The following is a 24,246-nucleotide window of genomic DNA, read 5'->3' on the forward strand; positions in this document are numbered from 1 at the left end:
ATCTATTTCTTTTTAAAAATCATTAAATAAGGATGATAGCTTAAGGGATACCCTTTTAATTCGACAAATTGACCGTAGGCTTCACAATATTCGTTTAATTTACGTTTGTTCCACGAACAGGCTGATACACCGTTGACACCCGTGTTGCGCATATGTTTTAACACATCGACAGGCCTCTTGAACCAGAGATGCTCGTGCCACTCTTTAAAATCGATCATCTCAAAATAATTACTTGCTGCTGAAATTATCTGCTCCTTTGTTTTATAATTGATGCCATTGCCCGTAGTAGCTTTTATCTCACGATAGTTATCAGGTCCAAATGACGACATTACCAAAAAACCTTTCGGCTTCAGTAGATCAGATAGTTTATGAAGAAATGGCTCAATTTGGTTAATCCACTGAATCGTAGCCCCCGACCAAATGCTATTCAGATCTTCAGGAAACTTAGTACACTCGGCATCACCCGCTATAAACTGTTGCCTGACAACATTCCCTTTCAGCATCCTCTGAATTCCCCCTTCCACATTATTAACCAAATCGTTTGAAGTATAGTCTATTACAGAGAAATGCTGAAGTAATTGCCGGGTCAATAACCCTGTACCACATCCAAACTCCAATACTCGCTCCTGCTTGGCTGGCAAAAAATTTCTGGCCATATCAACCAGGCGAAGGGCCATCTCATGTTGTACCTTGGCATGTGCACAATAGGTTGATACAGCCGATTCGAAGCGCTTCTTAAGCAACACTTTATCTATCCGTAGCTCTACCTGCAATAACTCACTCATTATATATCAATTAAATGGATTAGTTCTTCCCAGTTATCGAAGCCGTAAAAGCAAAAATGTCCGTGATTCAGTTCAATGATGTCTGCTTTTCCTTCCCAGTAATGATACTGATTAGCACTTGGAAATATTAAATCACTTCTACTAATTAGCGCTGTATCATAAAAATCATCCTTCATCCGTTGACCCCTAAAATGCTGCAACAGGAGGAATAACTCATTTTTAACCTCGGCAAAAGGGCGAAGTGGCTTGTTCTGATTAAAGCACTCCCATTGTTCTTGCTCTGAAAACATTCGACGCTGAAACTTCTCCAGGTTTCTGTCGTTGAGCCCCGATAAGGTACCCATTGCAATTGGAGCCGGAATGCCAGAATATTTATCAACAGGCTTTACGGTGCCATTAACTGCAATTGTACGACTCAGCATATTCTTAAGCGGATAAAGCGCCAATTGCGCCACCCAAACACCAAATGACCAAGCTATTACAGACACCGTTTCATATAGATGGATGGATTCTATCACTTGCTTTGGTAAGGTTAAATCATGATAATCATATACCATTAATACATCACTGCCATCTGAACCTACAGTTTTAAAGGGTTGTTCATCGCAACTCCAACCATTAAAAAACAGAATTAGCTTTTTTGAATCACTTTTATGTAACCATTTATATTCCATCACAAGTTGTTATTTGGTATGTATTGTAACATTCGCTCCATATCGGCCTGCTGCATATCAGATATTAATGAAATCCTAAGTCGTGCTGTATTAACCGGCACGGTTGGCGGCCGAATAGGAAAAACCAGGTAACCTTTGTTTTGCAGATGTTCGGCCAATTGCACAGCCACATCATTGGCCCCGACCAAAACAGGCATTATATGACTCTGGTGCACCGGATAGCCTTTACTGAACAGGGCCTTATACATAAACTCAGTCAAAGCCTCCAGCCGCTTGCGTTCATCAGTAAAATCAGCCATTTTCTCAGTGACAAATTTCGTCCAAGCCATATTAACAGGTGGTAAAGCGGTTGTGTAAATTAGGGTGCGCGACTTGTTTACCAATAAACGCTTAATGGTAGTGTTTACAATTGCAAATGCCCCAACGGAAGCATAAGCTTTCCCGAGGGTACCCACAATAATATCGATACGATTGATTACCTGCTGTACTTCGCATAATCCCAAACCTTTATCACCCAACACTCCCACAGCATGGGCTTCATCAACATACAAAACACAGCCGTATTGCTCCTTAATTGCCACAAGTTGCTCCAGGTCTGCCGCATCACCATCCATACTAAACACCGACTCGGTGACAATAAAAACCCGTTGATAAAAATGCCTCCGCTTATTCAAGATGGAAGAAAGTTGCTCGTAATCAAGATGACGGTAACGAACATGTTCTGCATCACTCAAGCGAATACCATCAATGATGCTGGCATGACATAACTTATCAGACAGTATCAAATCCTTCTTTTCAGTTAAAGCCGGCAAGATGCCCGTATTGGCGTGATAACCACTGTTGTAAAACAAAGCTGCCTCAGCCATATAATTGCACCTTAACAAATCCTCCACTTCATCATACAGCGCAGTATTACCTGTAAGCAAGCGCGAGGAGGAGGCTCCCAGTTGCCCTGTTCCAGCTTCTACCTGTTGCTTATAGAATGTTTCTCGCAACTGTGAATTATTGGCCAATCCGAGATAATCATTGGATGTCAGGTTGAGTAATTGCTTATTGTTGTAACGACAATAGGCACCATGCAAGGGCTCAACAGCCCTTAACTTGCGCAGCAATCCGGCGGATTCAATCCCAGCCAGTTGTTCATCATAAGTCATTTTACGCCCTCCTCTTTTACAACCTGATAAACAGCTGCACATAACTTATTCAGCTCATCATCACGAATAATGAAAGGTGGCATCAGGTACACATTTCGTCCAAACGGACGCACCCAAACACCCAACTCAACAAAACGCTTCTGTACAATGGCCATATCAACCGGCTGCTCCAGTTCAACCACACCAATTGCGCCAAGACAACGTACATCTTTGACATTGGATAATTGCTTACAAACACTCAGTCCTTTTAGCAGTTCAGCTTCAATGTGTTGTACTTGTTCTTGCCAACCTGATTTCAACAACAGATCAATACTGGCATTGGCCACTGCACAAGCCAATGGATTACCCATGAAAGTTGGCCCGTGCATAAATACCCCCGGCTGACCATTACTGATAGTTTCAGCCAATTGACTTGTAGCTAAAGTCGCTGCAAAGCTCATGTAGCCTCCTGTAATGGCCTTACCCAGGCACATTATATCGGGCTCAATACCTGCATGCTCGCAAGCAAAAAGTTTACCTGTACGTCCAAATCCGGTTGCAATCTCATCAGCTATTAAAAGCACATTGTAACGTGTACACAAGGTCCTCAATTCGCGCAGGTAATCGGCTGAATAAAACCACATACCTCCGGCCCCCTGAACGATTGGTTCAAGTATAACCGCAGCTATTTCGCTTTGGTGTTTTTTTAATATTGCGTGTATCGCATCTATATCAGTCTGAATATCAGATGAACCAAAGCGACATCTTGGCTGATCGGCAAAGAAATGTACCGGCAAAGCCTTACTGAAAATGTGATGCATACCAGTTACAGGATCGCATACCGACATGGCATTCCAGGTATCACCATGGTAACCGGAACGAATGGTAGCAAATTTTGATTTCTCACTTTTCCCTTGTGCAATCCAATACTGAAGGGCCATCTTCATAGCCACCTCAACTGCAACTGAACCTGAATCACAAAAAAACACCTTCTGCAAAGATGATGGAGTTAGCTCGATCAATCGAGAGGCAAGCTCAACAGCCGGTTCGTGTGTTAAGCCGCCAAACATGATGTGCGACATGCTTTTCATCTGCTTTTGAACAGCCGCATTTAACACCGGATGATTATAGCCGTGAACAGCCGCCCACCATGATGACATGCCATCTGTCAGTTCGCGACCATCCTTCAGGTAAATAGTACAGGCTTCGGCACGATCCACCGGATAAACAGGCAACGGATTGACCATGGAAGTATATGGATGCCACACATGTTTGTAGTCAACATCTATCAGCTGATGTATATTCATTTCAATTGCAATTAAGCTTTACAGTATGTGTTTTCTTCAAGCAGCTCATGATCAAGCTTAAAACCGGCACCCGTGAAGGCTTCTTTATCCTGGTTGATATTGGTTCCTACTGTTGTTAAATAATCGCCTACCAATGCCGCACTCACACCTGCTTTTAGGGCTTTGTTCTGGATATGACTAATCAGGTTACGGCCACCTGCCAAACGGATGTTAGCCTTAGGATTAATAAAGCGGAAGAGTGCAAAAGTGGTCAGCACCTCTTCATCAGACAAAGGTGCGGCGGCAGCTAACTGGGTTCCTTCCACGGGCATCAGCACATTAAGCGGAATGGACTCAATCTCCAATTCAGATAAGGTAAACGCCATCTCTATGCGCTGTTCCATAGTTTCGCCCATGCCAATGATTCCGCCCGAACAAATACCCATGCCTGCAGCGCGAGCCGCTTTTATGGTACGAATCTTATCCTCCATGGTATGTGAGGTACACACTTGTTTAAAGTACGAAGGAGCCGTTTCAATATTGCAATGATAATGGCCCACACCAGCTTCCCGCAACTTATCCAGCTGCGAACGGTTTAACAAGCCCATTGACGCACAGAGGTGAATTGGCGTTTTACGCTGGATGTTTTTATAAACACCACACAATTTATCAAGGTTACCATTGGAAATAGCTCTTCCACTGGTTACAAGCGAGAAACGATAAACCCCTTTGCTGGCATTTTCTTCGGCCAGTTGCTCGGCTTCCTTTAAGTCAACCAATTCATACTCCTCCACATTGGTATTATGAAACATGGATTGTGAGCACCATTTACAGTTTTGCGTACACTTGCCCGACTTTGCATTCATAATGGAGCACATCTCCATAAAATCGCCCTTAAAATGACGACGAAGTTCATCAGCTGCCTCATAAAGCTCCTCTTTGTTCACCAAATTGATTAAATCCAATGCTTCCTCCTGTGTAACAAAACCACCTTCCAGAATTCGTTCCTTAATTTCTTGTACCATATGCATAAAATAAAAAACCGCCAACAAGGATTACCCCTGCTGACGGTTGTTAATAATGTTCGTTTATTATTACATCACATGCTACAGCATCATTAGTTAATGCTAATACCTGTAACACATCCTCATTTATCTCATTGAAAGTTTCATCATCATCCTGTTCTGTTTTTAATGCATGCTGAAGCTCTGTTTCAACATGCAACACAACCTGACCAATCCATTGTACCAGGTCGACAGACAGCCGGCCAATATGCACAACATTACCCAGCGACCCAAAAATAGCATACCCTTTACGGCTCCACTTTTTGAATACGCAAATGACTGATTGTTTCTTATAACCGGATAAAGAATTCACGACGCAAATCTAACAGATATTTTTTATTTCATGCAAGATACCCTGTTGCTATGCAACATATATACCTCAAACTTCTGCAAGGTGTTTATCAACGAAGAACAAAAAATTAGACCAAACGGTCCATCTACACTTATGTTTATATACAGATATTTGCACCCTCTTAATTTACTATAATATCACTATCAATACTGATAAACAACCATTTAGAACAAAAACAAATAAGACAAGAAGCCGATTTAAGCAAGGCAAACTTCATGGAAATATCTAATTTAGCTCACCTAGTACCTCAATCACATAATAAACAATCAACATGAGTGGATTTTTTGGCAGCATTTCGAAAATTGACTGCGTTACAGATGTCTTTTATGGGACAGATTATCATTCACATCTGGGAACCAAACGAGCCGGATTAGCATTTTTCTCACCTAAAAAAGGTTTTCAAAGGGCCATACACAGTCTTGAAGATGGCTATTTCAGAAACAAGTTTGAATCAGATATTGAGAACTTTGAAGGCACCAGCGGCATTGGTGTGATCTCCGACACAGAGGCACAGCCAATAATTGTCACCTCCAACTTAGGCCGATTTGCTGTTGCTACTGTTTCTAAAATCGTCAACATCGATGAGCTGGAAGAACGCTTCATTAAACAACACCGCACCTTCTCCGAAACAAGCCAGAACAGCATCAATCCAACCGAGCTGGTGGCCATGCTTATTGCCGAAGGTCAATCATTTAAGGAAGGTATTGAAAATGTGTTCAACAGCATCAAAGGTTCGTGTTCGATGCTGATACTAACCGAAGATGGTTTGATGGCAGCGAGAGACAAACTGGGCCGAACGCCAATTATCCTTGGAAAGAAACAAGGTGCTTACGCGGCCTCATTTGAAACTTGTGCCTTCTCTAACCTTGATTATGAAATTGATAAATACCTGGGACCTGGGGAGATTGTAAAAATCACCAGTGATGGATATGAGCAACTTCGCCAGCCCAATGAAAAGATGCAGGTATGTTCATTTTTATGGGTCTATTATGGCTACCCACCATCATTTTATGAAGGCATCAATGTTGATGAAAGTCGCTACCGCTGCGGAGCTGCTTTAGCAAAGAGCAATGGCACCGAGGCGGACTTTTGTGCTGGCATTCCTGATTCAGGTGTGGGTCATGCCATGGGCTATAGCCATGCTACAGGTATCCCATTGAAGCGCCCGTACTCGAAATACACGCCTACATGGCCACGCAGCTTTATGCCACAAAGCCAGAAAACCCGCGACTTGGTGGCTAAAATGAAGCTACTACCCAATAAAGCATTGATAGAAGGGGGACGTGGTATATTCTTAGATGACTCTATTGTAAGAGGCACACAACTAAAAGATAACGTGCAGGACTTGCATAAGGCAGGCATTAAGGAAGTGCACGTGCGCATTGCTTGTCCGCCATTAACTTATCCTTGCGAATTTCTAAATTTCAGCCGTTCGCGTTCAAACATGGATTTAGCAACCATCAAGGCAGCCTGCAAGCTCGAAGGACGTGAAGACGTTGATATGAAGGAGTATTCGGACAATAATTCGGAGAAGTATGAAGCAATGGTGGAGGAAATTCGCCAATCACTGGACTTAACTTCACTGAAATTCCAAAAGCTGGATGACCTGGTTGAGGCCATTGGCTTACCTAAAGAGAAATTATGCACACATTGCTGGGATGGTTCAAGCTACTTTTAAATGATTCAAAGTTATCTGATACTAAAAGAGCGCTTCCAAAAAGAAGCGCTCTTTTAACTTTATGAACAAGTTGGGTTATTCAACCAACGAAACTTCATTAATAATTTCACCTCCACGCGTGATCGCTTTCTCATTCATTGGAATAAGGTGGTGGTGACGCTCTGGCAATGACTTTTTAAGTCCTGCGATAACATTCTCCATCTTAACAATTGGCTTCACTTTCAGGTATCCGCCCAATACAATCATATTGAATGTTTTAACAGCATGCATGCGTGCTGCTTCTTCAGTAGCATCTACACGATAAATATTGATATCGGTACGCTCAGGATGACGCGTAATACCATTACCATCATAAATTAAGGTACCACCAGGCTTCACATCCTTCTCAAATTTATCCATCGACTGCTGGTTAAGAATGATGGCAGTATCATATTCGTGTAAGATAGGCGAGCTAATACGTTCATCACTAAGGATAACTGTTACGTTAGCTGTACCACCACGCATTTCCGGTCCGTATGCTGGCATCCACGATACTTCCATATCCTGCATTACGCCTGAGTAAGCTAATATCTTACCCATTGAAAGTACTCCTTGTCCACCAAATCCGGCTATTACTATTTCTTCTTTCATTTCTTCAAATTTTAAGAGATTAAACCGAACTACTCGTCCTTGATATCACCAAGAGGGTAGTATGGGAACATGTTTTCTTCCATCCATTCATTGGCCTTTGTTGGTGTCATTTTCCAGCCTGAGCTACAAGTTGAAACCACTTCAACCAATGATGTGCCTTTGTTAGCTGCCTGATTTTCAAAAGCCTTCTTCAGTGCCTTCTTTGTCTTACGAACGTTAGCAGCCGTATGAACTGCCTGACGGGTCACATAACAAGTACCTGGCAATTGTGCCAGAATTTCAGAAATCTTGATAGGTGCACCATCGTGGCTAACATCACGACCTGCCGGACAGGTAGAAGCTGGCATGCCTGGTAATGTAGTTGGCGCCATCTGGCCCCCTGTCATACCATAAATACCGTTGTTGATGAATACCATTACAATGTTCTCACCACGATTACAAGCATGAATGGTTTCAGCTGTACCAATTGCAGCCAGGTCACCATCACCCTGGTATGAAAACACATAGTTCTCAGGCATCAAACGCTTAACAGCTGTTGCCAATGCAGGAGCACGGCCATGAGCTGCTTCCTGCCAGTCAATCTCCAGGTAATTGTAGGCCAATACCGAACAACCAACAGGTGCAATACCAATGGTTTTATCCTGAATACCCATTTCTTCGATTACCTCGGCAATTAATTTGTGCACTGTACCGTGGCTACATCCGGGACAATAGTGCAATTCGTTTTCTGAAAGAACATCCGTCTTTTTATAGATGATGTTTTCAGGTTTTATAATTGTGTTTATATCTGACATTGCTTATCCTCCAATTAGTTTTTGTTCAAGTGCCTCAACCACTTCACCAGGTGAATGTACCGAACCACCAAAACGTCCATAATGCTCAACCGGCACTTTACATTCTACAGCTAGTTTAACATCCTCAACCATTTGGCCCGCACTCATCTCAACTGATAAAATACCTTTTACCTGCTTAGCTCTTTCCTGCAGCTGCCTGGTTGGGAATGGGTAAAGTGTAATTGGACGTAACATACCTACTTTGATACCCTTTTCACGCGCCAGCTCAACTGATTTCTGACAGATACGTGCACTGGAACCATAGGCTACAACCAAGTATTCAGCATCATCACACATTGTTTCTTCAAACAATACTTCGTTTTCCTCAACCTGCTGATACTTGTTCTGTAATTTATGGTTAAAAGCTTCCTGAACAGATGCTTCTAACTGCACTGAAGTGATAATATTTTTAGCACGGTCTTTTTTCTTTCCGGTTGTCGCCCAGGGATGGTTTTGCTCAATGTAATCAGCAGTCCAACGTGGTTTGAATTCCTTCAATTCCACCTTCTCCATCATCTGACCAATTACACCATCAGATAAAATCATTACCGGGTTACGATATTTGAAAGCCAGGTCGAAGGCTGTTTCAACAAAGTCAGCCATCTCCTGCACTGAAGCAGGTGCCAATGTGATTAATTTATAATCACCATGTCCACCACCTTTAACAGTTTGGAAGTAATCAGACTGTGCAGGCTGAATGGTACCTAAACCAGGTCCTCCCCTCACAACGTTTACCACCACACAAGGTAGTTCAGCTCCTGCAAGGTATGTTAAACCTTCCTGCATTAAACTCACGCCAGGACTTGAAGAAGAAGTCATTACGCGCTTACCGCAACCGGCTCCGCCATAAACCATGTTAATAGATGCGATTTCGCTTTCTGCCTGCAAAACAACCATCCCGGTTGTCTCCCAAGGCTTTTCGGCCATGAGGGTTTCCATTACTTCCGACTGGGGAGTAATAGGGTAACCAAAGTAACCATCCACACCAGCACGGATAGCTGCTTCAGCAATTGCCTCATTACCTTTCATTAGTTTTAATTCTCTCATGTGTGACTAATTTCCTTTATGAGTTTTACATTAAGCAGTAGCTCCTGCCTTAGCGCGATAAACAGTAATACAAGTATCAGGACAAACTATCCCGCAATTAGAACAACCGATACAGGCATCAGGATTTGCCATGTAGGCATAGTGATACCCCTTGCCGTTAACCTCGGCAGCTAATTCAATTACCTTTGTGGGGCATGCTGTTGTACAAACGCCGCAGCCTTTGCACCTTGCTGTATCCACCACAATTGCACCTTTTGCTTTTGCCATATTATAGAGTCTTTAATAGATATTACAAATTTAAACTTAAGTATCGATTTTCAACATGACGACTATCAGTATTTACTTGTTTATAAAGGATATAAACAAGCTTACAAATTATCACCAATATATTGAATCTATGGATTATCAGCTCTAAAAGCCTCCAAGCGAATCCTTAAGTCTTCAAAGCGTTCTTTTCCTGTTTGCGACACACAAGCCCGCAAGCTCTCCTGCTTACTACCGGTCTTTCCCAGGGTTATAGCACTAATTCCATAGTAAAGTAGTTTTTCAAGCAACTGCCCTCCCGTCATATCCTTATACGATACTGTGAAATAAAAACCGTCGGCCAGAGGCTGATCGATATCCTTATCATATGTCAGATTGAAACCATTAGCCAGGAACAGCTCCTTCATCACATGCCCTCTTTCCTTATAATCCTTAACCTCCTCCAGGAAGTTAAATTCACCATCATTGGCAGCTTTTAACATGGCCGCTAAGGCATGCTGTGCCGAATGACAAGTACCTGAAGACAAAGCATACAATACGCGAGTCACCAGTACCTGACCATATTTATCTACCCCAAACCTTTCCTGAAGGTTTTTGTAGCGACGATTGTACAAGTATTCTGACATACATGTCATACTTATGCGCTGACCGGCATAACTAAAGGCCTTAGAACTTGAGATAAGCAGCACATAATTATTCGTATAATGCCCAACAGAGACCTGGTATGGTGGCTCAAATGGCTTAGAAAGATCCTGACGAAAATCCATTGCAAAATAAGCCAGATCCTCAATAACTACTACATCATATTTTGTTGCCAGCTCACCAATTATCTGTAATTCCGACTCAGTAAAACATACCCATGTCGGATTATTCGGGTTCGAGTATATTACCGCCGAAATCTTACCGGTTTTGAAATATGACTCCAGCTTTTCCCGCAGTGCCTCTCCCCTGTAATTATATACATCAAAAGAATCGTACTTGTACCCAAGTACGTCTAGCTGCTGCTTTTGCACCGGAAATCCAGGATCAATAAACAAAAGCGTATCTCTTTCTTTATATATCTGACCACATACCAGAAAGTTTGCATATGATCCCTGCATAGAACCCACTGTTGGCACGCAACACTCTGAAGGGATATCCAGGTTCAGAAAGGCTTTGACAAATCGACTTGATTCATCCTTAAGCGACTTAATGCCTTCTAACATCGGATATTTAGATGCCACCCCTTTTTTAAGTGCACCAATCTCTGCATTAGTAGCTATTTCAGAAGGTATCAGCCCGGGAACACCCATTTCCATCCGAATAAACTTCTCACCACTCTGTTCTTCAATATCATTTACAATAGAAACAATCTCCCGGATAGTTGCATTATTAAGATCGCCAATTTGATACTTAGCCAGAACATTATCAACTATTTTGGCATCAATTGGTGTATTTGTGTGTGATTGCATTAGATTAATTTTACATCGTGAGCTGATAGCTCTTTGTGATTGAAAACAAAAAGGGTGGCACAGCGCACCACCCAATTAGATATCATTTAAAAACCAAACTCGTTTATGAGTCGGTTAATCCAATTTTCGACGCGCACATCAGTTTTATCCGCTTCATTATCCTCATCAACTGGCAAGCCTAAAAACTGACCGTCTTTAATACCTTCTGACTCCTCATAGGTATATCCTTCGGTTGAGCAAAAACCCACCACTTCAGCAGCTGTATTTTCCAATCGATCATACACCCACCCAAGAGCATCGACAAAATGTTGCGGATACTGAATGTGATCTCCCAAACAGTACATGGCAATCTTTTTACCTTCCCAGTTTACTTTGCCAAAACACGTAGCAAACTCATCCCAATCAGTATCTTTATATTCAGAATCCCAATTTGTTTTACCAATTGTAGACATACCGAAAATCAGCTTATCGAATCGTTCCAATACTGATTCGTCAGCCTTTTTAACAGCAATTAGTTCTACTTTATCTGCTCCTAACTTTTGTTCGATAACATGAGCAACTTTCTCAACGCTACCCAACTCAGGACCATAAAAAATACCAATCTTAGACATAGTTATTGATTTTTACAGAGGTTTCTATTACTTCAAATATGCTTTTTTTACCCGAGATATGCAACCTATCAGCTCGCCGAAGGCTTCTTATTTCCTGCTATTGCAAGCAATACGCCCAATACAATTCCCAGCAAGGCAGCAAACAACACCCTATATTCAGGTGCCATCAGAAATGTGATTGTATGTGCCGGTATCCAAAAGAACGGTATCGTCTTTTTAAACACAAAATTCCATTGCACACCCCAGTCCATCTCTTTCATAATTTTACCAAAAGCGACAGGCCTTAACAAACAGGCCAAACTGCCATTATTCATTATAATATGCGTATCTGTTATGCGGTGCAAAGTCATCATAACCGGCGCATAAATGAGGTTCATGGCTGCACTAATACAAAATGCCACGAGTAACTTTTCAGCAGTGAAAGATTGACTCATCACACCAAGCGCTCCTTCAACTCCCATTTTCTCAAGAAAAACAGGCACACCCGATGCAAATATCACAAACGCCATTTTAATGGTTAGCCCCAACAATCCCCAGATTACCGCCCGGGGTAGTATCCCAAAGCCATCAGCTGTGTATCTGCCTGTCTTTATTCGTAAGCCAATAACTTCACCAAGAGTAGCCAGCACCGCAAACTTAAGAAAACTCATTACCATTGGATGGTTAAGATTAAATCCCTCGTACCAGCCAAATAGAGTTGCACTCAAAAAGAAGGGTGCAAAAAACACCACTAAAGACATGCAAAAAAATATATCAATCGTCAATTTCCTACTCATACCATTCTATCCAACAGGCTTGATATCAATCTCTAACACAACTTACACCACCACCCACACAAAAGACACACTAAACCCTATTAAACAATTCATTAGGCACTATTTCAAATTATAAGCCTTCACAAAAATAACAGGATTTATTATTATTAATGCATCCCCAATAATGATTTAGATCAAGTTTAAGGTATTTTTTCTTTAAAACAAAAAAATCATCCATTAGAAACCCACCCATTCATAGCCACAGTATATTATTTAATGATTTTTTTCTTTAATTTACATCGCAACAATAAAAAAGCCGGCCTTCCTTTGAAGAGCCGACTTTTTCATCATTATCAATACACAAACAGTTACTTTTGAATCCGTATCCGGGCATCTACAGCAATCACTTTTTCACCGTCACCCAATAGCGGATTTATATCCATTTCTTTAATTTCAGGAGCATGCATCAGCATAGATGATAAACGAACAATGATTTCGGCATATTTGTTTTCATCAATGCCTTTTTGCCCACGCACTCCTTCAATAATTTTATAACTCTTTAAGTCCCGAATCATTTCGAGAGCTTCACCCTGATTAACAGGCGCTAAACCAGAGCTAACATCTTTTAACACTTCAATAAAGATACCGCCCATTCCACACAATACCATGTGTCCGAAACCTGGCTCATAAGTTGCACCAACAAACAACTCCTTCCCTGTAATCATTGGTTGCAGCATTACACCTGTAGCATCTGCTAAATGCATCATACGCACAAATTCAGCATTTAGTTGCTCATCAGAGTTAACATCAAGTACAACTCCACCAACATCTGACTTATGAACCGGTCCAACAACCTTCATCACAACCGGATAACCAACCTCAGCTACTGCCGCCAGTAAATCTTCAACTTTATCACTCACAAACTCTTTAACCCGTGGCACCCCGGCCACATCAAGCAATTCCTGAACAACTTCAGGCGAAACGTACCCATCAGGTTGTGCTTCAACAATCCGACGAAGCGCCTTCACATCCAGATCCTCTTCACCGCCAGTGATCACAACAGGTTTAGGCGTATTATAAACCTTCGTTAACGCATTACCAAACAGTACTTCATCCGGGAAGTTAACATTTCCCAAATTAATAAACATCTCAATATCATCCTTCACGTTAACTACGGACGGCAAAATCGGATATATTGGTTTCTTACACTCCCTTATTTTACGGTGAAGCACCTTGTAAACTTCCTCATTAGTGAATAAACCCGGACTACCAAATACAACAGCCATAGCATCGATGTGATTGAAGTCATTTTCACAAGCATCAATTATATCACCCAGCTGCTCAGCCGTTCCGGTTGCCAGAAAGTCAATTGGATTAGCCACACTCGAACCGGGATACAACTTTTCTAACAATGCCTCAGCTTTTGGCCCATCAATGGCCGGTACTTCCAGACCACCATTAGACAATGCATCGGTTAACATCACTGCTGGTCCGCCCGCATGGGTAATCACTGCAACATTCTTCCCTTTCAACTCCTCGACCATGAAAACAGCTGCCACATTGGCCAACTCCTCACGCCCATAACAACGAACGATTCCTGCTTTTTTAAACAAGGCATCAACTGCCAAATCACTACTTGCCAAGGCACCCGTATGACTAGAAGCCGCACGACTACCTGCTTCTGAATTACCAGCTTTCACAGCCGCAATTTTACAGCCTTTATTAATTAAGGATGCAGCATGCTTCAGAAGTTTCTGAGGCTTGTTCACACTTTCGAGATATAGCAGTTTTATCTTCGAACTCTTCCCTTCCTCATAGGTATTATCCAGATACTCCAGTACCTCTTCCACACCTGTTTGAGCACTATTACCTACCGAATAAACACTATTAAACTTCAAGCCCTTGGCCATTCCAGCCTCAATAATAAACACAGCCGTTGCACCGGAACCTGAAATAAAATCAGCTCCCATTGGCTCCAATGCCGGAATTGGCGTTGTAAACACACTACTATGGTTGGTAGTAAGCATCCCCACACAGTTAGGACCAATCAAACAGCCCCCTACCTCATTAATTGTATTAACAATTTGATGCTCTAACGCAGCCCCTTCTTCATTTTCTTCACTAAAACCTGCAGAAATAATAATAAAAGCCTTGGTACCTTTTTGCTTAGCCAGCACCTCAACAGTTTGCGGGCAAAATTTGGCAGCAATAGCCAACACTGCCAGATCAACATTTTCGGGTAAATCAGCCACATCACGATAGGACTTTATCCCCTGAACCTCATCACTCTTCAGGTTGGTAACATACAAATCACCTTTAAAATTGCCATCAACAATGTTTTTAAGAATCTTTCCTCCGGGCTTCATAACATCATCGGAGGCTCCCACCACCACAATGCTTTTAGGATTTAGCAGCTGTTCGTTTATCATTTGTGTATTATTTTGTCTGTCTAACTATTCTCCATTGGGTATTTACCGAAAGTCATGTAATAATATGATGAAAATCATAAGTTACCAAAATGCCTATAAACAAAGACACTAACACAACCATCAACTTACAGCAAATAATTTTTAGTAACAATCTGTTACCTGCGCAAAAATACACGAATGATTCAATTATCAAACCATCAGCCAATGATTTTTTGTTATTTTTACGCAGTCTAAAAAGAAGCGAACCGTGAGCAATAAGATTGATAATTTACTTGTAAAAGAAACACTTACAAGAGACGAACTGAGTTTTTTAATTAGTTTAGAAGGCGTTGAACGCGACTATTTTCTGAAGTCGGTGGGAAATAAATACGTTGAAACACTCGGAAAAAAGGTGTATTTCAGGGGACTGGTTGAATTTTCAAATTATTGCACCAAGGACTGCTACTACTGTGGCATCAGAAAAAGCAACAACCACTCTGAACGCTACGATATAGATGACCAAGCCATAATCGAAGCTGCTATTTTTGCTCATGAAAACAAGTACGGTTCATTGGTTTTACAGTCAGGTGAAAGAAGCGACACAACCTTTACTTCGCGCATTACCAATCTATTAAAAGCTATCAAAAAAGCTACCAACGGAGAATTGGGCATCACTATTTCATTAGGCGAACAAAGTGAAGAAGTATACAGAGAGTGGTTTGAAGCAGGCGCTCATCGTTACCTCTTACGAATTGAAAGCTCGAATAAGGAATTATACTACAAGATTCATCCTGAGGATGAGAAACACAACTTTGAAACGCGCATCAACTGTTTAAAAACACTGCAGAAGATTGGCTACCAAACCGGGACTGGTGTCATGATTGGCTTGCCACTTCAGAGCTATGAGCAATTGGCTGACGATTTATTATTTTTCAAAGATATGAATATTGATATGGTAGGCATGGGGCCATTTATCGAGCATACCGAAACACCGTTATACGCACATAAAGACATCCTCTGGCCACTTCAGCGACGTTTCGATGTCTCCCTGAACATGATCGCTGCTTTACGATTACTAATGCCCGACATTAATATTGCAGCTGCGACAGCCCTCCAGGCAATCGATCCGATGGGCCGCGAAAAAGCTCTACGCTATGGTGCCAATGTGATTATGCCCAATATAACACCTACTCTGCATCGTAAGGATTACACACTATACGAAAATAAACCCTGTACTGACGAAGGTGCCGAGGATTGTTCCAACTGTTTAAGCATCCGTGTAGAGATGGCCGGACGAGAAATTGGCTATAGTGAATGGGGCGATTCGAAACACTACTTCAAAAGACAAGGAAAGAGTAACTAATAGCTCAAAGCCTCATACTCACTGTCATCAAATTCCCAATTCATTACATTCGCAATAGTTGGAATAATATGGCGTGCCATCTTTAACTGTCCGCGATACGACGGATGGTAATCAGAGCCTAAATCGGAACTTTTATTTAATAAGCTGGCAGGAATACCGATAAAGTAGATGTGCTTATCGCCATATACACTTCGAGCTATCTCAACCACCTCTTTTACATTTGAATAAGCAGGCTCATCGCGCATAGGACCATTAACACAAAACACTGGGATATCGCCATAGCAATCTCTCAACTGTTTTATAAACCGCAAGTAGCGCTGCACAAAAACCGATTTTTCAGGTGCTACATCGGTGGAATAATCATTAGTTCCTAAATTAATGACCACTGCATCGGGTTGCCATTGGGAAAAATCCCATGCCAAAGACGTGTCCATATCAAACACCTGATGATAGCGATTGGGCAAGGTTGCCAATTTGGTAGATATTGGTTCTTTATCGCCATAATTACGCACCACACCCAGCCCAGAATGTGCAGTTACGTAGCACTCTGCCTTGAATGCTCGTGCCGCAATAAAAGCATAGGATTTATTGATATTCTCTGTCTCCGGCAAGAAATCTTCTTCGGGCAATTTACCTTCAGTGCCATAGCCACAGGTAATAGAATTACCAATGAACTCTATTTTGCGCCATTGCTGATGCTCCACAGATCTTATTTGTGCCTCCTTTTCCAAATGAACACCTTTGAATACAACCATTCCCATTTCACCCTCGGTACGTTTTTGAATACGGCACGAATGCCACCCCTGACCATTTATACCCCTGACCGGATAAACCGTATCAGCAGGCACATGCATCACCTCATGCAACAGTCCATCAATAAAAACATTGAAATAGTTGCGCTCACCACCGTTTAAACACAAATCCAGTGTTTCTCCTGTGAATTGAAAATTAACAGACACCCCGGGCCAGTCAAACCTTGCAACATCCGATTGAGATAAATCAACACGGCCTGAGTAATAAAAAGCTTCATGACCAGCTGAAACAAATCGTTCCTGAGCATGCAACATATGTCCAACAAACAACAATAGTATACCAATGAAATATTTCATAATTAACAGTACAAAAAAAATAAAGAGGGCATTACACCCTCTTTATCCCATTTATTTAATTACACCTTAATATCCGGGATTTTGCGTTATAACACCACCCGTATTATCCACTTCACTTTGCGGTATTGGGAAGAACATATTTTTAGGCATCTGCAAGTTTGTTGCCTTAAACACTGGCTCGCCAGAATCAGAAACAGTTATCGAACCATCATCTTCCTTGGTCAACGCAGCCTTTACTTTATAACCATCCACCTTCAACTCCTGCTCCAGGCGACCTGTTCGTACCAAATCATGAAAACGATGACCTTCACCACACAGCTCCACTCTGCGCTCGTGGTAAATTGCCTCTAACAAATCAGCACCACCAACTGTAACATCTGGCAAAACAGCCTCATTGCCCTGGCGAGCTCGCTCACGTACATAATTCAAATACGTCCTCGCTATACCTTCTTCGCCTGTATGGTAGCAAGCCTCTGCATATACCAGGTAGATATCAGACAGTCGGATAATACGCTCGTTGATTGGCGAGTTACGGAAGTTACCAAGACTAAAGTAACGCTCCCTTGACAGATAATGCTTGTAGTTACTAAATCCTGTCAAATCTTCATTAACAACAGGAATAACCGTTTCTCCTTCACTATCTTCATAGGCCCACTCTTCACCAAAAGTCAATGAATTCATTAACGACTGCTCACGACGAGGGTCACCATCTTCAAACTCCAGGTACAAATCGTATGTAGCCTGATAGCGACCATAAGGATCGGCTGCACCCAACCATGGCATATTCAGGAATGTAGTAAAGTTACCGTTATTGGTAAATGCACCATCATCCAATGGCGAATCATAAAACTGCACTTCAAAAATAGACCCAATGCCATTTTCACCTTCCTCTGTGAAAATATCATGATAATCACCGCGGTACAAATCATATCCTAATTTAAATACCTCACCGGCATATTTCTTGGCATCTGCCCACTTTGAATCGTCATAAAACGACTGACTTGAGTAACCAGAACTTGCCTGAGTCATACACACTTTGGCCAAAAGACCATAGGCAGCTCCTTTAGTAGCACGGCCTAACTCATCCATATCTGCCACCTCAGCTTTAGTTGGCAAGTCGGCTGCAGCTTCAAGCAAATCTTTTTCAATTTGTTCAAATACTTTATCAGCACTTTCACGAGTTTGTGTTAGATCATCCTTTAACAACGGCACCGTAATAAGTGGCACATCACCAAACATTTTCACCAAATCGTAGTAGTAATAAGCACGCATATACTTAGCCTCAGCCACTACACGCTTTTGAAGATCCTTATCTTTCACACCAGGGATATCGGCACCTTCCACATTGTAAATAAGCTTATTGGCAATCAAAATCCCCCTGTAGTTATAGCGATAATTGTACAAAAACAGGAAATGACCGGCATTATAGGTAAACTCGCGCAATTGTAGATCCTCGCGGTCAACAGCATCATCAGTACTTGAGTTATTCATTGAGGTACGGCCCCAGTTGTAGTGGTATTCCCAAAGTGGCGCATAGCAAGCATTAGCTGCCTTAATCAACTCAGCATCATTGGAGTAGAAACTATCTTCAGTTTGCTCTCCAATCTTTTTTGTGTCCAGAAAATCTTCGCTACATGCACCGAAAGCAAAGACCAATAGTCCGGCTAATAATATGTTTTTAATATTTTTCATAGTCGTTTACGATTAGAAGTTTACACTTGCGCCAAATGAATAGGTTCTTGACTGAGGATAAGTTCCATAATCAACTCCTTGAGAAAGGGTTCCTCCACCAATTTCAGGATCTAAACCCGAATAGCTGGTAAAGGTGAGTAAATTCTGGCCTGAGAAGTATAACCTCACACTTGATAACCAAGGAGCTACATCTCTGAATGTATAACCTATCTGCAAGTTTTTTAAACGCAAATAGGAACCATCTTCAATATAAAAGTCAGATTGCTTCAGGTTATACTCAGTTGTTGCGGCATTAAGTCCAAACATTGAGTTGGAACCGTTTTGTGGTGTCCAATGCTTCTTATAGTCCTCCGTTAGAGCAAAGCGCTTGTAATCGGCATAGTTATAATACTTAAAACCGTTAAAAATATCATTACCCTGAACTCCCTGGAAGAATATGGACATATCCCAGTTTTTATATTCCAGATCGAGGTTAATACCATAAAATAAGTCTGGAATCGGATTTCCAATCATGGTGCGGTCATTGGCATCAATGACACCATCCGGCTCTTCCAATACGCCATCATTGTCTTTATCGGTCCATTGATCTTTAAAGCGGAAATCACCGGCTCCAATCGGATCAGCCGACTGCGGACTATTGGCTACTTCCTCATCCGTTTGGAAAACACCTTCCACCTCATATCCGTAGAAAGAACCAATTGGCAGACCTTCCATCGTGCGTGTTACAGAACCAACCAGACTAACTGAACCGCCATAAATAGGCTGTCCACCACCTAAATCGGTTACTTCATTTTTCACATGCGATGCGTTTACATTAAGCGCAAATTTCAAGTCACTACCTATCTTACCGCGATAGCCAAGGTCAATCTCAAAACCTTTATTTTCTACGTTTCCAGCATTCACATAAGGACTTCCGTCATATCCGGCATACTGTGCAATTGGGACCTGCACTAACATATCCTTGGTCTCCTTAATAAAATAGTCAGCCGATAAACTTATCTTATCGCCCAAGAATGCCATATCAATACCAAAGTTGGTTGACTCAACAGTCTCCCATTGAACCTCTGTATTGGCCATTCTTACTGGTGCTGCACCGGGCTGCTCCTGTCCACCAAACACATAACTATACTCTACACGACTATCTTTGGTTTGAACGGTTGATGTAAATGAATAGGGAGGAATCTTAGCATTACCAACACGTCCCCATCCGGCTCTTACCTTAATACGGTTCACCACATCGTATGATAACCAGTCCATAAATGACTCGTTTCTTAGTTTCCATCCTAAAGACATTGACGGGAAGCTACCCAAGCGTTTATCAGGACCGAAAACCGACGAACCATCGCGACGGAATGAGGCCGTTAAGAAATATTTATCAGCATAGTCATAATTGACACGGGCCAGGTATGAGTACATACGCACATCAGTACCTGAGTTCCAGGCATTAGTACTTTCAATATCAGCCGAAGCAGAAATATATTGCAACTCTTCAATATCATTAGGCACATTATTTCGCGATGCACCCAGGTATTCGTACTTAGTTTGCTCTGCCGTAAAACCACCTAATAATGATAGGTTATGCTTCTCTCTGGAGAAGATATAGTTAATGGTGTTTTCAGTTAATATACCATCAGTATCGCTATACGTCTTAGAAATATTATTTACGGCTCTCAACTCATTACCATAGTCATAAGCAGGATAATACGTTTTGCTTTTATCACGATACATGTTAAGGCTGACAGCTGTTTTAAAGAACAAATTATTAATCGGTTCAAACTGCACATAAGCTCGTGCTAAAACACTCAACTCCTTATCTTTATAAACATCCCTATTTAACTGTGCTACGGGATTGCCCAAATCAGAATATGGTGTTGATGCATACTCGCCGTTATCCTGATAAACAGGTGTTAATGGATCCATGCGTTGCGCCAATGTTAAAATACCATTGATCGCATTTCCCGTAATTGCATCTGTCTCCTCATGCGAAACAGCAATATTAAAGCCAGCTTCCCACTTGTCTCCCATAAAATAATTGTTATTAATACGGGCATTGAAACGCTCATACATCGAATTCAAAACAATACCTTCATTTTGGAAGTAACCTGCACTAATCAACGAGTTTGATTTTTCATCACCTCGCGAAATAGTCGCATTGACTTTATAGACCTTACCCGTTCTCACAACTTCGTCAAACCAATTGGTTGTGCGCGTTACATCATCAGATGGCGCTTGCAGGTTAAGTGGCTTATATGCGCTCGAACCAGTAAAGCTAGCTGCATTCATTTGCGACATATTGTACGTATCCAACCAATCCTCAGAATTCATTAAGTTTGGCTTGTTCCATACTTCCTGAACACCTCCACTAACTTCTAACTGCACTTTAGAATCAGCTGTGCTACCCGTCTTGGTTGTAATTAATATAACACCATTTGCACCTCTAGAACCATAAATAGCTGTGGCAGAAGCATCTTTTAACACCTCCATATTAGCCACATCCGATGGATTAAGAAAACCTATATCATCTAATAAAATACCATCCACCACATATAAAGGCGATGAATTATTAACAGTACCTGTTCCTCGAATACGCACCGACAAACCAGAACCTGGTGCACCTGATGTTTCTGTTACCATAACACCCGAAGCTCGTCCCTGCAGCATGGTAGCTGCACTTGCCACTGGCTGTCCATCTAACACCTCAGCATTTACAGAAGCAACAGCTCCGGTAATATCACTCTTCTTCTGCACACCGTAACCAACGGCCACTACCTCATCTAATCCAATGAATGCCGATTCCATAGTGACATTGATGGTGGTTTGCCCTTGCACAGGCACTTCCTGCGATTTCATTCCAATAAATGTGAACACGATTGTTTCACCTTCAGCAACCTGTAATGAATATTTACCATCAATATCAGTAATTGTACCTTGCGATGGATCGCTTTTCATCACCACATTAACCCCGGGTAAGGGTAAATTTTGATCATCCGTAACCGTTCCGGTAACGGTTATTTGTGCTTGCCCATAGACTATGAGAGAGCACAAGAAAAATAGACTTAATAGATACTTTTTCATTGATTTAATTATTTAAATAGTACGAGTTATTCAGATTAAAAAGGCGTATTCATATGCACTTCACCATCATCACCAATGGCCGCGTACACATCTGCTTTTAAGTATTTAGTGTACATACCTATCGTTTCTGTCTTTTCATAGTTGCCCTTAACGGCTCCATTCCATTTACCAGCCGGATCGAGTACCATAAATTCAGTTTCGTTAGAACCTACCAAAACGATTTGGTGCAAATAATCAACATTACGGAAGTTACCATGCACAATTACCGGAGAACCATTATTAATGGCCTCTTCAATAGCTTCATATGTCCCTGTTGTTGTACCTTCTAACACTTTAGGACCACCATACCATGGGGCTTCAGTATTATAAACTTCATTCACCTCATCTACTGTTTGCGCAAAAATTGGAGATGACAATTGGGTCACATAATACCAGGTAACAAAATCAACATCATGAACTGCAATATTGCCTCCCATATCATTTTGAAAATTGGCATTATCAGGATCGAATCCATAAAAATTCATGACCATATTTAAAGCCGAATAACCTGCTGAATGCTCAGCCTCAAAACCTTGAGCCGACCAGCTTCCGTTATTCCACATATAAAAATATGGCAAACCACCAATAACATTTTTAAACTCTACCACCTGAAATTCAGCAACAAATCGCTCCTGAGATGTGCCGTTCTGCGTATAAAAATCGGCGAGCAGTTGCACTTTCTTATCCAACAAATCAGATGGTATTGTATAGCTCATATCTACCTTGTAATGCAACTCTTCTGCTACATATTCATAATCAGATGGAGCATACTCTTTCACCTTTGTCTTTTGACTCACTTCGCCGCTTGTTGGATCAACAATTGCAGTACTTAACTCAATAAACGTTACTTCATTGCCATTATGCACCTTAAATGGCACTACAAACTCCAGCTCCGTTCCATCCAGATATGTTGACTTTAACATTTCACCATCCGAATCAACAACCGGCATCCAACTAATTGGGTAATAACGATTGATTGTTTCGTCATTATCACACGACTGAAACAGTCCCATAACCATCATTACCAGACCGAATAACAATACATTTCTTTTCATAGATTTTGATTTTGCATTAGATAAATTGGAAATTATTTAACTCATAAACTTTCGTGTAAAACTTAGCTTAGTGGTTACAATCCGGCAGATTAACGGCTGCTGGCGTGCTAAAAAAGGCAGGCGATAGACACTATTGGCATTACATCCAGACACTACAACTTCATAAAGTTTTCTGCCTAAAGCATCATACAGCTCGATGCACTTTACTTGTCCCAGCTTATGCATTGCAGGCATCTCAACGGTTATATGTTCTGCATTTCTTTCATGATACACTACCACCTTAGCCGTATCTTCAGCCAGTTCATCATCAATGCCTGTCCTTTTTTTATAATTAAGCTGTGATGGATTATAGACATAGTCGAAATTTTGAGACATGCCGCATGGATCAAATAACTGCGTGCGCGTTCCTACTTCAAAGTGTAAATGACGCAACTCACTTCGTCCTGAATTACCCATCTCACCAATCAGCTGCTCTCCAAACACGACATCTCCCACTTTAACCTGCACCGTTCCTTTGCGCAAATGCGCATATCTCGAATAAATTGAGCCATGTTTAATAACCACATGATTTCCCCAACCAGCTCCGCACTCACGGCTGTAATTGTTGTGGGCAAACAAACTGCTTTCTGGACATCCTTCGCGCACATAAACCACCTCTCCTGCACCTATTGAGTGCACATAAACGTGTGGTTGCTCCTTGTTTTCATGTACATAATCTACACCTTCATGTGAAGCTTTACTGCCGACACTCCCGCCAAAAGCCACCAAGCGCGTGTAGTCTGCCGGAAAAAACCAATCCATTTCCTTTGCATCAACAGGCAATGTAGAGCCAGTCACTTGTGCCGGCCCAGGATCCTCTACCGAAGAAATCACTTTATCACATTGTGCAGCAGTGCCCAAACTCGTTAATACGATTAATATCAGCGTATAAAAAATTTTCAT

At 41.6% G+C, this 24,246-nt stretch carries 21 protein-coding genes; 2 read left to right on the forward strand and 19 right to left on the reverse strand.

The window, feature by feature from the left end; genetic code table 11:
* Positions 1-2: 2 nt before the first annotated feature.
* The 6 genes from bioC to KEM09_RS10865 are packed head-to-tail and all read right to left on the reverse strand — an operon-like array spanning position 3 to position 5,255.
* Positions 3-785, reverse strand: a complete 783-nt coding sequence (bioC, locus tag KEM09_RS10840; RefSeq protein ID WP_212228243.1) for a malonyl-ACP O-methyltransferase BioC — start codon at positions 783-785, stop codon at positions 3-5.
* Positions 785-1,459 (reverse strand): pimeloyl-ACP methyl esterase BioG family protein, encoded by a 675-nt coding sequence (locus KEM09_RS10845; RefSeq protein ID WP_244824970.1) that lies wholly within the window; start codon positions 1,457-1,459, stop codon positions 785-787. The genes bioC and KEM09_RS10845 overlap by 1 nt, the downstream gene beginning before the upstream one ends.
* Positions 1,459-2,613, reverse strand: coding sequence for an aminotransferase class I/II-fold pyridoxal phosphate-dependent enzyme (locus tag KEM09_RS10850; RefSeq protein ID WP_212228245.1), 1,155 nt, complete (start codon positions 2,611-2,613; stop codon positions 1,459-1,461). The genes KEM09_RS10845 and KEM09_RS10850 overlap by 1 nt, the downstream gene beginning before the upstream one ends.
* Complete coding sequence (bioA, locus tag KEM09_RS10855; protein WP_212228246.1) at positions 2,610-3,899, reverse strand: adenosylmethionine--8-amino-7-oxononanoate transaminase; 1,290 nt, start codon at positions 3,897-3,899, stop codon at positions 2,610-2,612. Before bioA ends, KEM09_RS10850 begins: the two co-directional genes overlap by 4 nt.
* 11 nt (positions 3,900-3,910) lie before the next feature.
* Complete coding sequence (gene bioB / locus KEM09_RS10860) at positions 3,911-4,903, reverse strand: biotin synthase BioB (RefSeq protein WP_212228248.1); 993 nt, start codon at positions 4,901-4,903, stop codon at positions 3,911-3,913.
* A gap of 49 nt (positions 4,904-4,952) precedes the next feature.
* Entirely contained in the window at positions 4,953-5,255 is a 303-nt protein-coding gene (locus KEM09_RS10865; RefSeq protein ID WP_212228250.1) for a hypothetical protein, read from the reverse strand.
* Between the two features lie 310 nt (positions 5,256-5,565).
* On the opposite strand from KEM09_RS10865, the gene KEM09_RS10870 reads away from it, so the two are divergent.
* On the forward strand, positions 5,566-6,972 hold the full coding sequence (locus KEM09_RS10870; protein WP_212228252.1) for an amidophosphoribosyltransferase: 1,407 nt from the start codon (positions 5,566-5,568) through the stop codon (positions 6,970-6,972).
* Positions 6,973-7,047: 75 nt separating this feature from the next.
* Here the strand turns inward: KEM09_RS10870 and KEM09_RS10875 are convergent, their stop codons facing one another.
* From KEM09_RS10875 to KEM09_RS10910, 8 genes are all read right to left on the reverse strand, one after another.
* The gene (locus KEM09_RS10875; RefSeq protein ID WP_212187885.1) at positions 7,048-7,602 is read right to left on the reverse strand and encodes a 2-oxoacid:ferredoxin oxidoreductase subunit gamma family protein; all 555 of its coding nucleotides are present in this window, start codon (positions 7,600-7,602) and stop codon (positions 7,048-7,050) included.
* Positions 7,603-7,631: 29 nt separating this feature from the next.
* Positions 7,632-8,396, reverse strand: coding sequence for a thiamine pyrophosphate-dependent enzyme (locus tag KEM09_RS10880; protein ID WP_212228254.1), 765 nt, complete (start codon positions 8,394-8,396; stop codon positions 7,632-7,634).
* A gap of 3 nt (positions 8,397-8,399) precedes the next feature.
* Complete coding sequence (locus KEM09_RS10885; RefSeq protein WP_244824965.1) at positions 8,400-9,482, reverse strand: 3-methyl-2-oxobutanoate dehydrogenase subunit VorB; 1,083 nt, start codon at positions 9,480-9,482, stop codon at positions 8,400-8,402.
* Between the two features lie 30 nt (positions 9,483-9,512).
* Positions 9,513-9,749, reverse strand: coding sequence for a 4Fe-4S dicluster domain-containing protein (locus KEM09_RS10890; RefSeq protein WP_212187887.1), 237 nt, complete (start codon positions 9,747-9,749; stop codon positions 9,513-9,515).
* 128 nt (positions 9,750-9,877) lie between these two features.
* Positions 9,878-11,197 carry an aminotransferase class I/II-fold pyridoxal phosphate-dependent enzyme gene (locus KEM09_RS10895; protein ID WP_212228256.1) on the reverse strand — a complete coding sequence of 440 codons (1,320 nt, stop codon included), beginning with the start codon at positions 11,195-11,197 and terminating at the stop codon, positions 9,878-9,880.
* Positions 11,198-11,283: 86 nt separating this feature from the next.
* Entirely contained in the window at positions 11,284-11,808 is a 525-nt protein-coding gene (locus KEM09_RS10900; protein ID WP_212228258.1) for a flavodoxin, read from the reverse strand.
* 68 nt (positions 11,809-11,876) lie between these two features.
* The gene (locus KEM09_RS10905) at positions 11,877-12,584 is read right to left on the reverse strand and encodes a hypothetical protein (protein WP_212228260.1); all 708 of its coding nucleotides are present in this window, start codon (positions 12,582-12,584) and stop codon (positions 11,877-11,879) included.
* A 347-nt stretch (positions 12,585-12,931) separates the two neighbouring features.
* Positions 12,932-14,992, reverse strand: a complete 2,061-nt coding sequence (locus KEM09_RS10910) for an acetate--CoA ligase family protein (RefSeq protein ID WP_212228261.1) — start codon at positions 14,990-14,992, stop codon at positions 12,932-12,934.
* 247 nt (positions 14,993-15,239) lie between these two features.
* On the opposite strand from KEM09_RS10910, the gene hydE reads away from it, so the two are divergent.
* Positions 15,240-16,334: a [FeFe] hydrogenase H-cluster radical SAM maturase HydE gene (gene hydE / locus KEM09_RS10915; protein ID WP_342344003.1), complete on the forward strand. Its 1,095-nt coding sequence runs from the start codon at positions 15,240-15,242 to the stop codon at positions 16,332-16,334.
* Here hydE and KEM09_RS10920 read toward each other — a convergent pair.
* The 5 genes from KEM09_RS10920 to KEM09_RS10940 form a co-directional block, all read right to left on the reverse strand.
* Positions 16,331-17,443, reverse strand: coding sequence for an SGNH/GDSL hydrolase family protein (locus tag KEM09_RS10920; protein ID WP_212228262.1), 1,113 nt, complete (start codon positions 17,441-17,443; stop codon positions 16,331-16,333). The genes hydE and KEM09_RS10920 overlap by 4 nt on opposite strands.
* Positions 17,444-17,509: 66 nt before the next feature.
* Positions 17,510-19,135, reverse strand: a complete 1,626-nt coding sequence (locus KEM09_RS10925; RefSeq protein WP_212228263.1) for a RagB/SusD family nutrient uptake outer membrane protein — start codon at positions 19,133-19,135, stop codon at positions 17,510-17,512.
* 12 nt (positions 19,136-19,147) lie between these two features.
* Complete coding sequence (locus KEM09_RS10930) at positions 19,148-22,210, reverse strand: SusC/RagA family TonB-linked outer membrane protein (RefSeq protein WP_212228264.1); 3,063 nt, start codon at positions 22,208-22,210, stop codon at positions 19,148-19,150.
* A 35-nt stretch (positions 22,211-22,245) separates the two neighbouring features.
* The gene (locus KEM09_RS10935) at positions 22,246-23,304 is read right to left on the reverse strand and encodes a C39 family peptidase (protein WP_212228265.1); all 1,059 of its coding nucleotides are present in this window, start codon (positions 23,302-23,304) and stop codon (positions 22,246-22,248) included.
* A gap of 36 nt (positions 23,305-23,340) precedes the next feature.
* The gene (locus KEM09_RS10940) at positions 23,341-24,246 is read right to left on the reverse strand and encodes a M23 family metallopeptidase (RefSeq protein ID WP_212228267.1); all 906 of its coding nucleotides are present in this window, start codon (positions 24,244-24,246) and stop codon (positions 23,341-23,343) included.

Origin of the sequence: Carboxylicivirga mesophila (assembly GCF_018271975.1) — a bacterium.
GTDB classification, from domain to species: domain Bacteria; phylum Bacteroidota; class Bacteroidia; order Bacteroidales; family Marinilabiliaceae; genus Carboxylicivirga; species Carboxylicivirga mesophila.

Bases quoted from the DNA above. Each gene is read 5' to 3' on its own strand.
- bioC (WP_212228243.1), bottom strand. From the start codon at position 785: ATGAGTGAGTTATTGCAGGTAGAGCTACGGATAGATAAAGTGTTGCTT.
- KEM09_RS10845 (WP_244824970.1), bottom strand. From the start codon at position 1,459: ATGGAATATAAATGGTTACATAAAAGTGATTCAAAAAAGCTAATTCTG.
- KEM09_RS10850 (WP_212228245.1), bottom strand. From the start codon at position 2,613: ATGACTTATGATGAACAACTGGCTGGGATTGAATCCGCCGGATTGCTG.
- bioA (WP_212228246.1), bottom strand. From the start codon at position 3,899: ATGAATATACATCAGCTGATAGATGTTGACTACAAACATGTGTGGCAT.
- bioB (WP_212228248.1), bottom strand. From the start codon at position 4,903: ATGGTACAAGAAATTAAGGAACGAATTCTGGAAGGTGGTTTTGTTACA.
- KEM09_RS10870 (WP_212228252.1), top strand. From the start codon at position 5,566: ATGAGTGGATTTTTTGGCAGCATTTCGAAAATTGACTGCGTTACAGAT.
- KEM09_RS10875 (WP_212187885.1), bottom strand. From the start codon at position 7,602: ATGAAAGAAGAAATAGTAATAGCCGGATTTGGTGGACAAGGAGTACTT.
- KEM09_RS10880 (WP_212228254.1), bottom strand. From the start codon at position 8,396: ATGTCAGATATAAACACAATTATAAAACCTGAAAACATCATCTATAAA.
- KEM09_RS10885 (WP_244824965.1), bottom strand. From the start codon at position 9,482: ATGAGAGAATTAAAACTAATGAAAGGTAATGAGGCAATTGCTGAAGCA.
- KEM09_RS10890 (WP_212187887.1), bottom strand. From the start codon at position 9,749: ATGGCAAAAGCAAAAGGTGCAATTGTGGTGGATACAGCAAGGTGCAAA.
- KEM09_RS10895 (WP_212228256.1), bottom strand. From the start codon at position 11,197: ATGCAATCACACACAAATACACCAATTGATGCCAAAATAGTTGATAAT.
- KEM09_RS10900 (WP_212228258.1), bottom strand. From the start codon at position 11,808: ATGTCTAAGATTGGTATTTTTTATGGTCCTGAGTTGGGTAGCGTTGAG.
- KEM09_RS10905 (WP_212228260.1), bottom strand. From the start codon at position 12,584: ATGAGTAGGAAATTGACGATTGATATATTTTTTTGCATGTCTTTAGTG.
- KEM09_RS10910 (WP_212228261.1), bottom strand. From the start codon at position 14,992: ATGATAAACGAACAGCTGCTAAATCCTAAAAGCATTGTGGTGGTGGGA.
- KEM09_RS10920 (WP_212228262.1), bottom strand. From the start codon at position 17,443: ATGAAATATTTCATTGGTATACTATTGTTGTTTGTTGGACATATGTTG.
- KEM09_RS10925 (WP_212228263.1), bottom strand. From the start codon at position 19,135: ATGAAAAATATTAAAAACATATTATTAGCCGGACTATTGGTCTTTGCT.
- KEM09_RS10930 (WP_212228264.1), bottom strand. From the start codon at position 22,210: ATGAAAAAGTATCTATTAAGTCTATTTTTCTTGTGCTCTCTCATAGTC.
- KEM09_RS10935 (WP_212228265.1), bottom strand. From the start codon at position 23,304: ATGAAAAGAAATGTATTGTTATTCGGTCTGGTAATGATGGTTATGGGA.
- KEM09_RS10940 (WP_212228267.1), bottom strand. From the start codon at position 24,246: ATGAAAATTTTTTATACGCTGATATTAATCGTATTAACGAGTTTGGGC.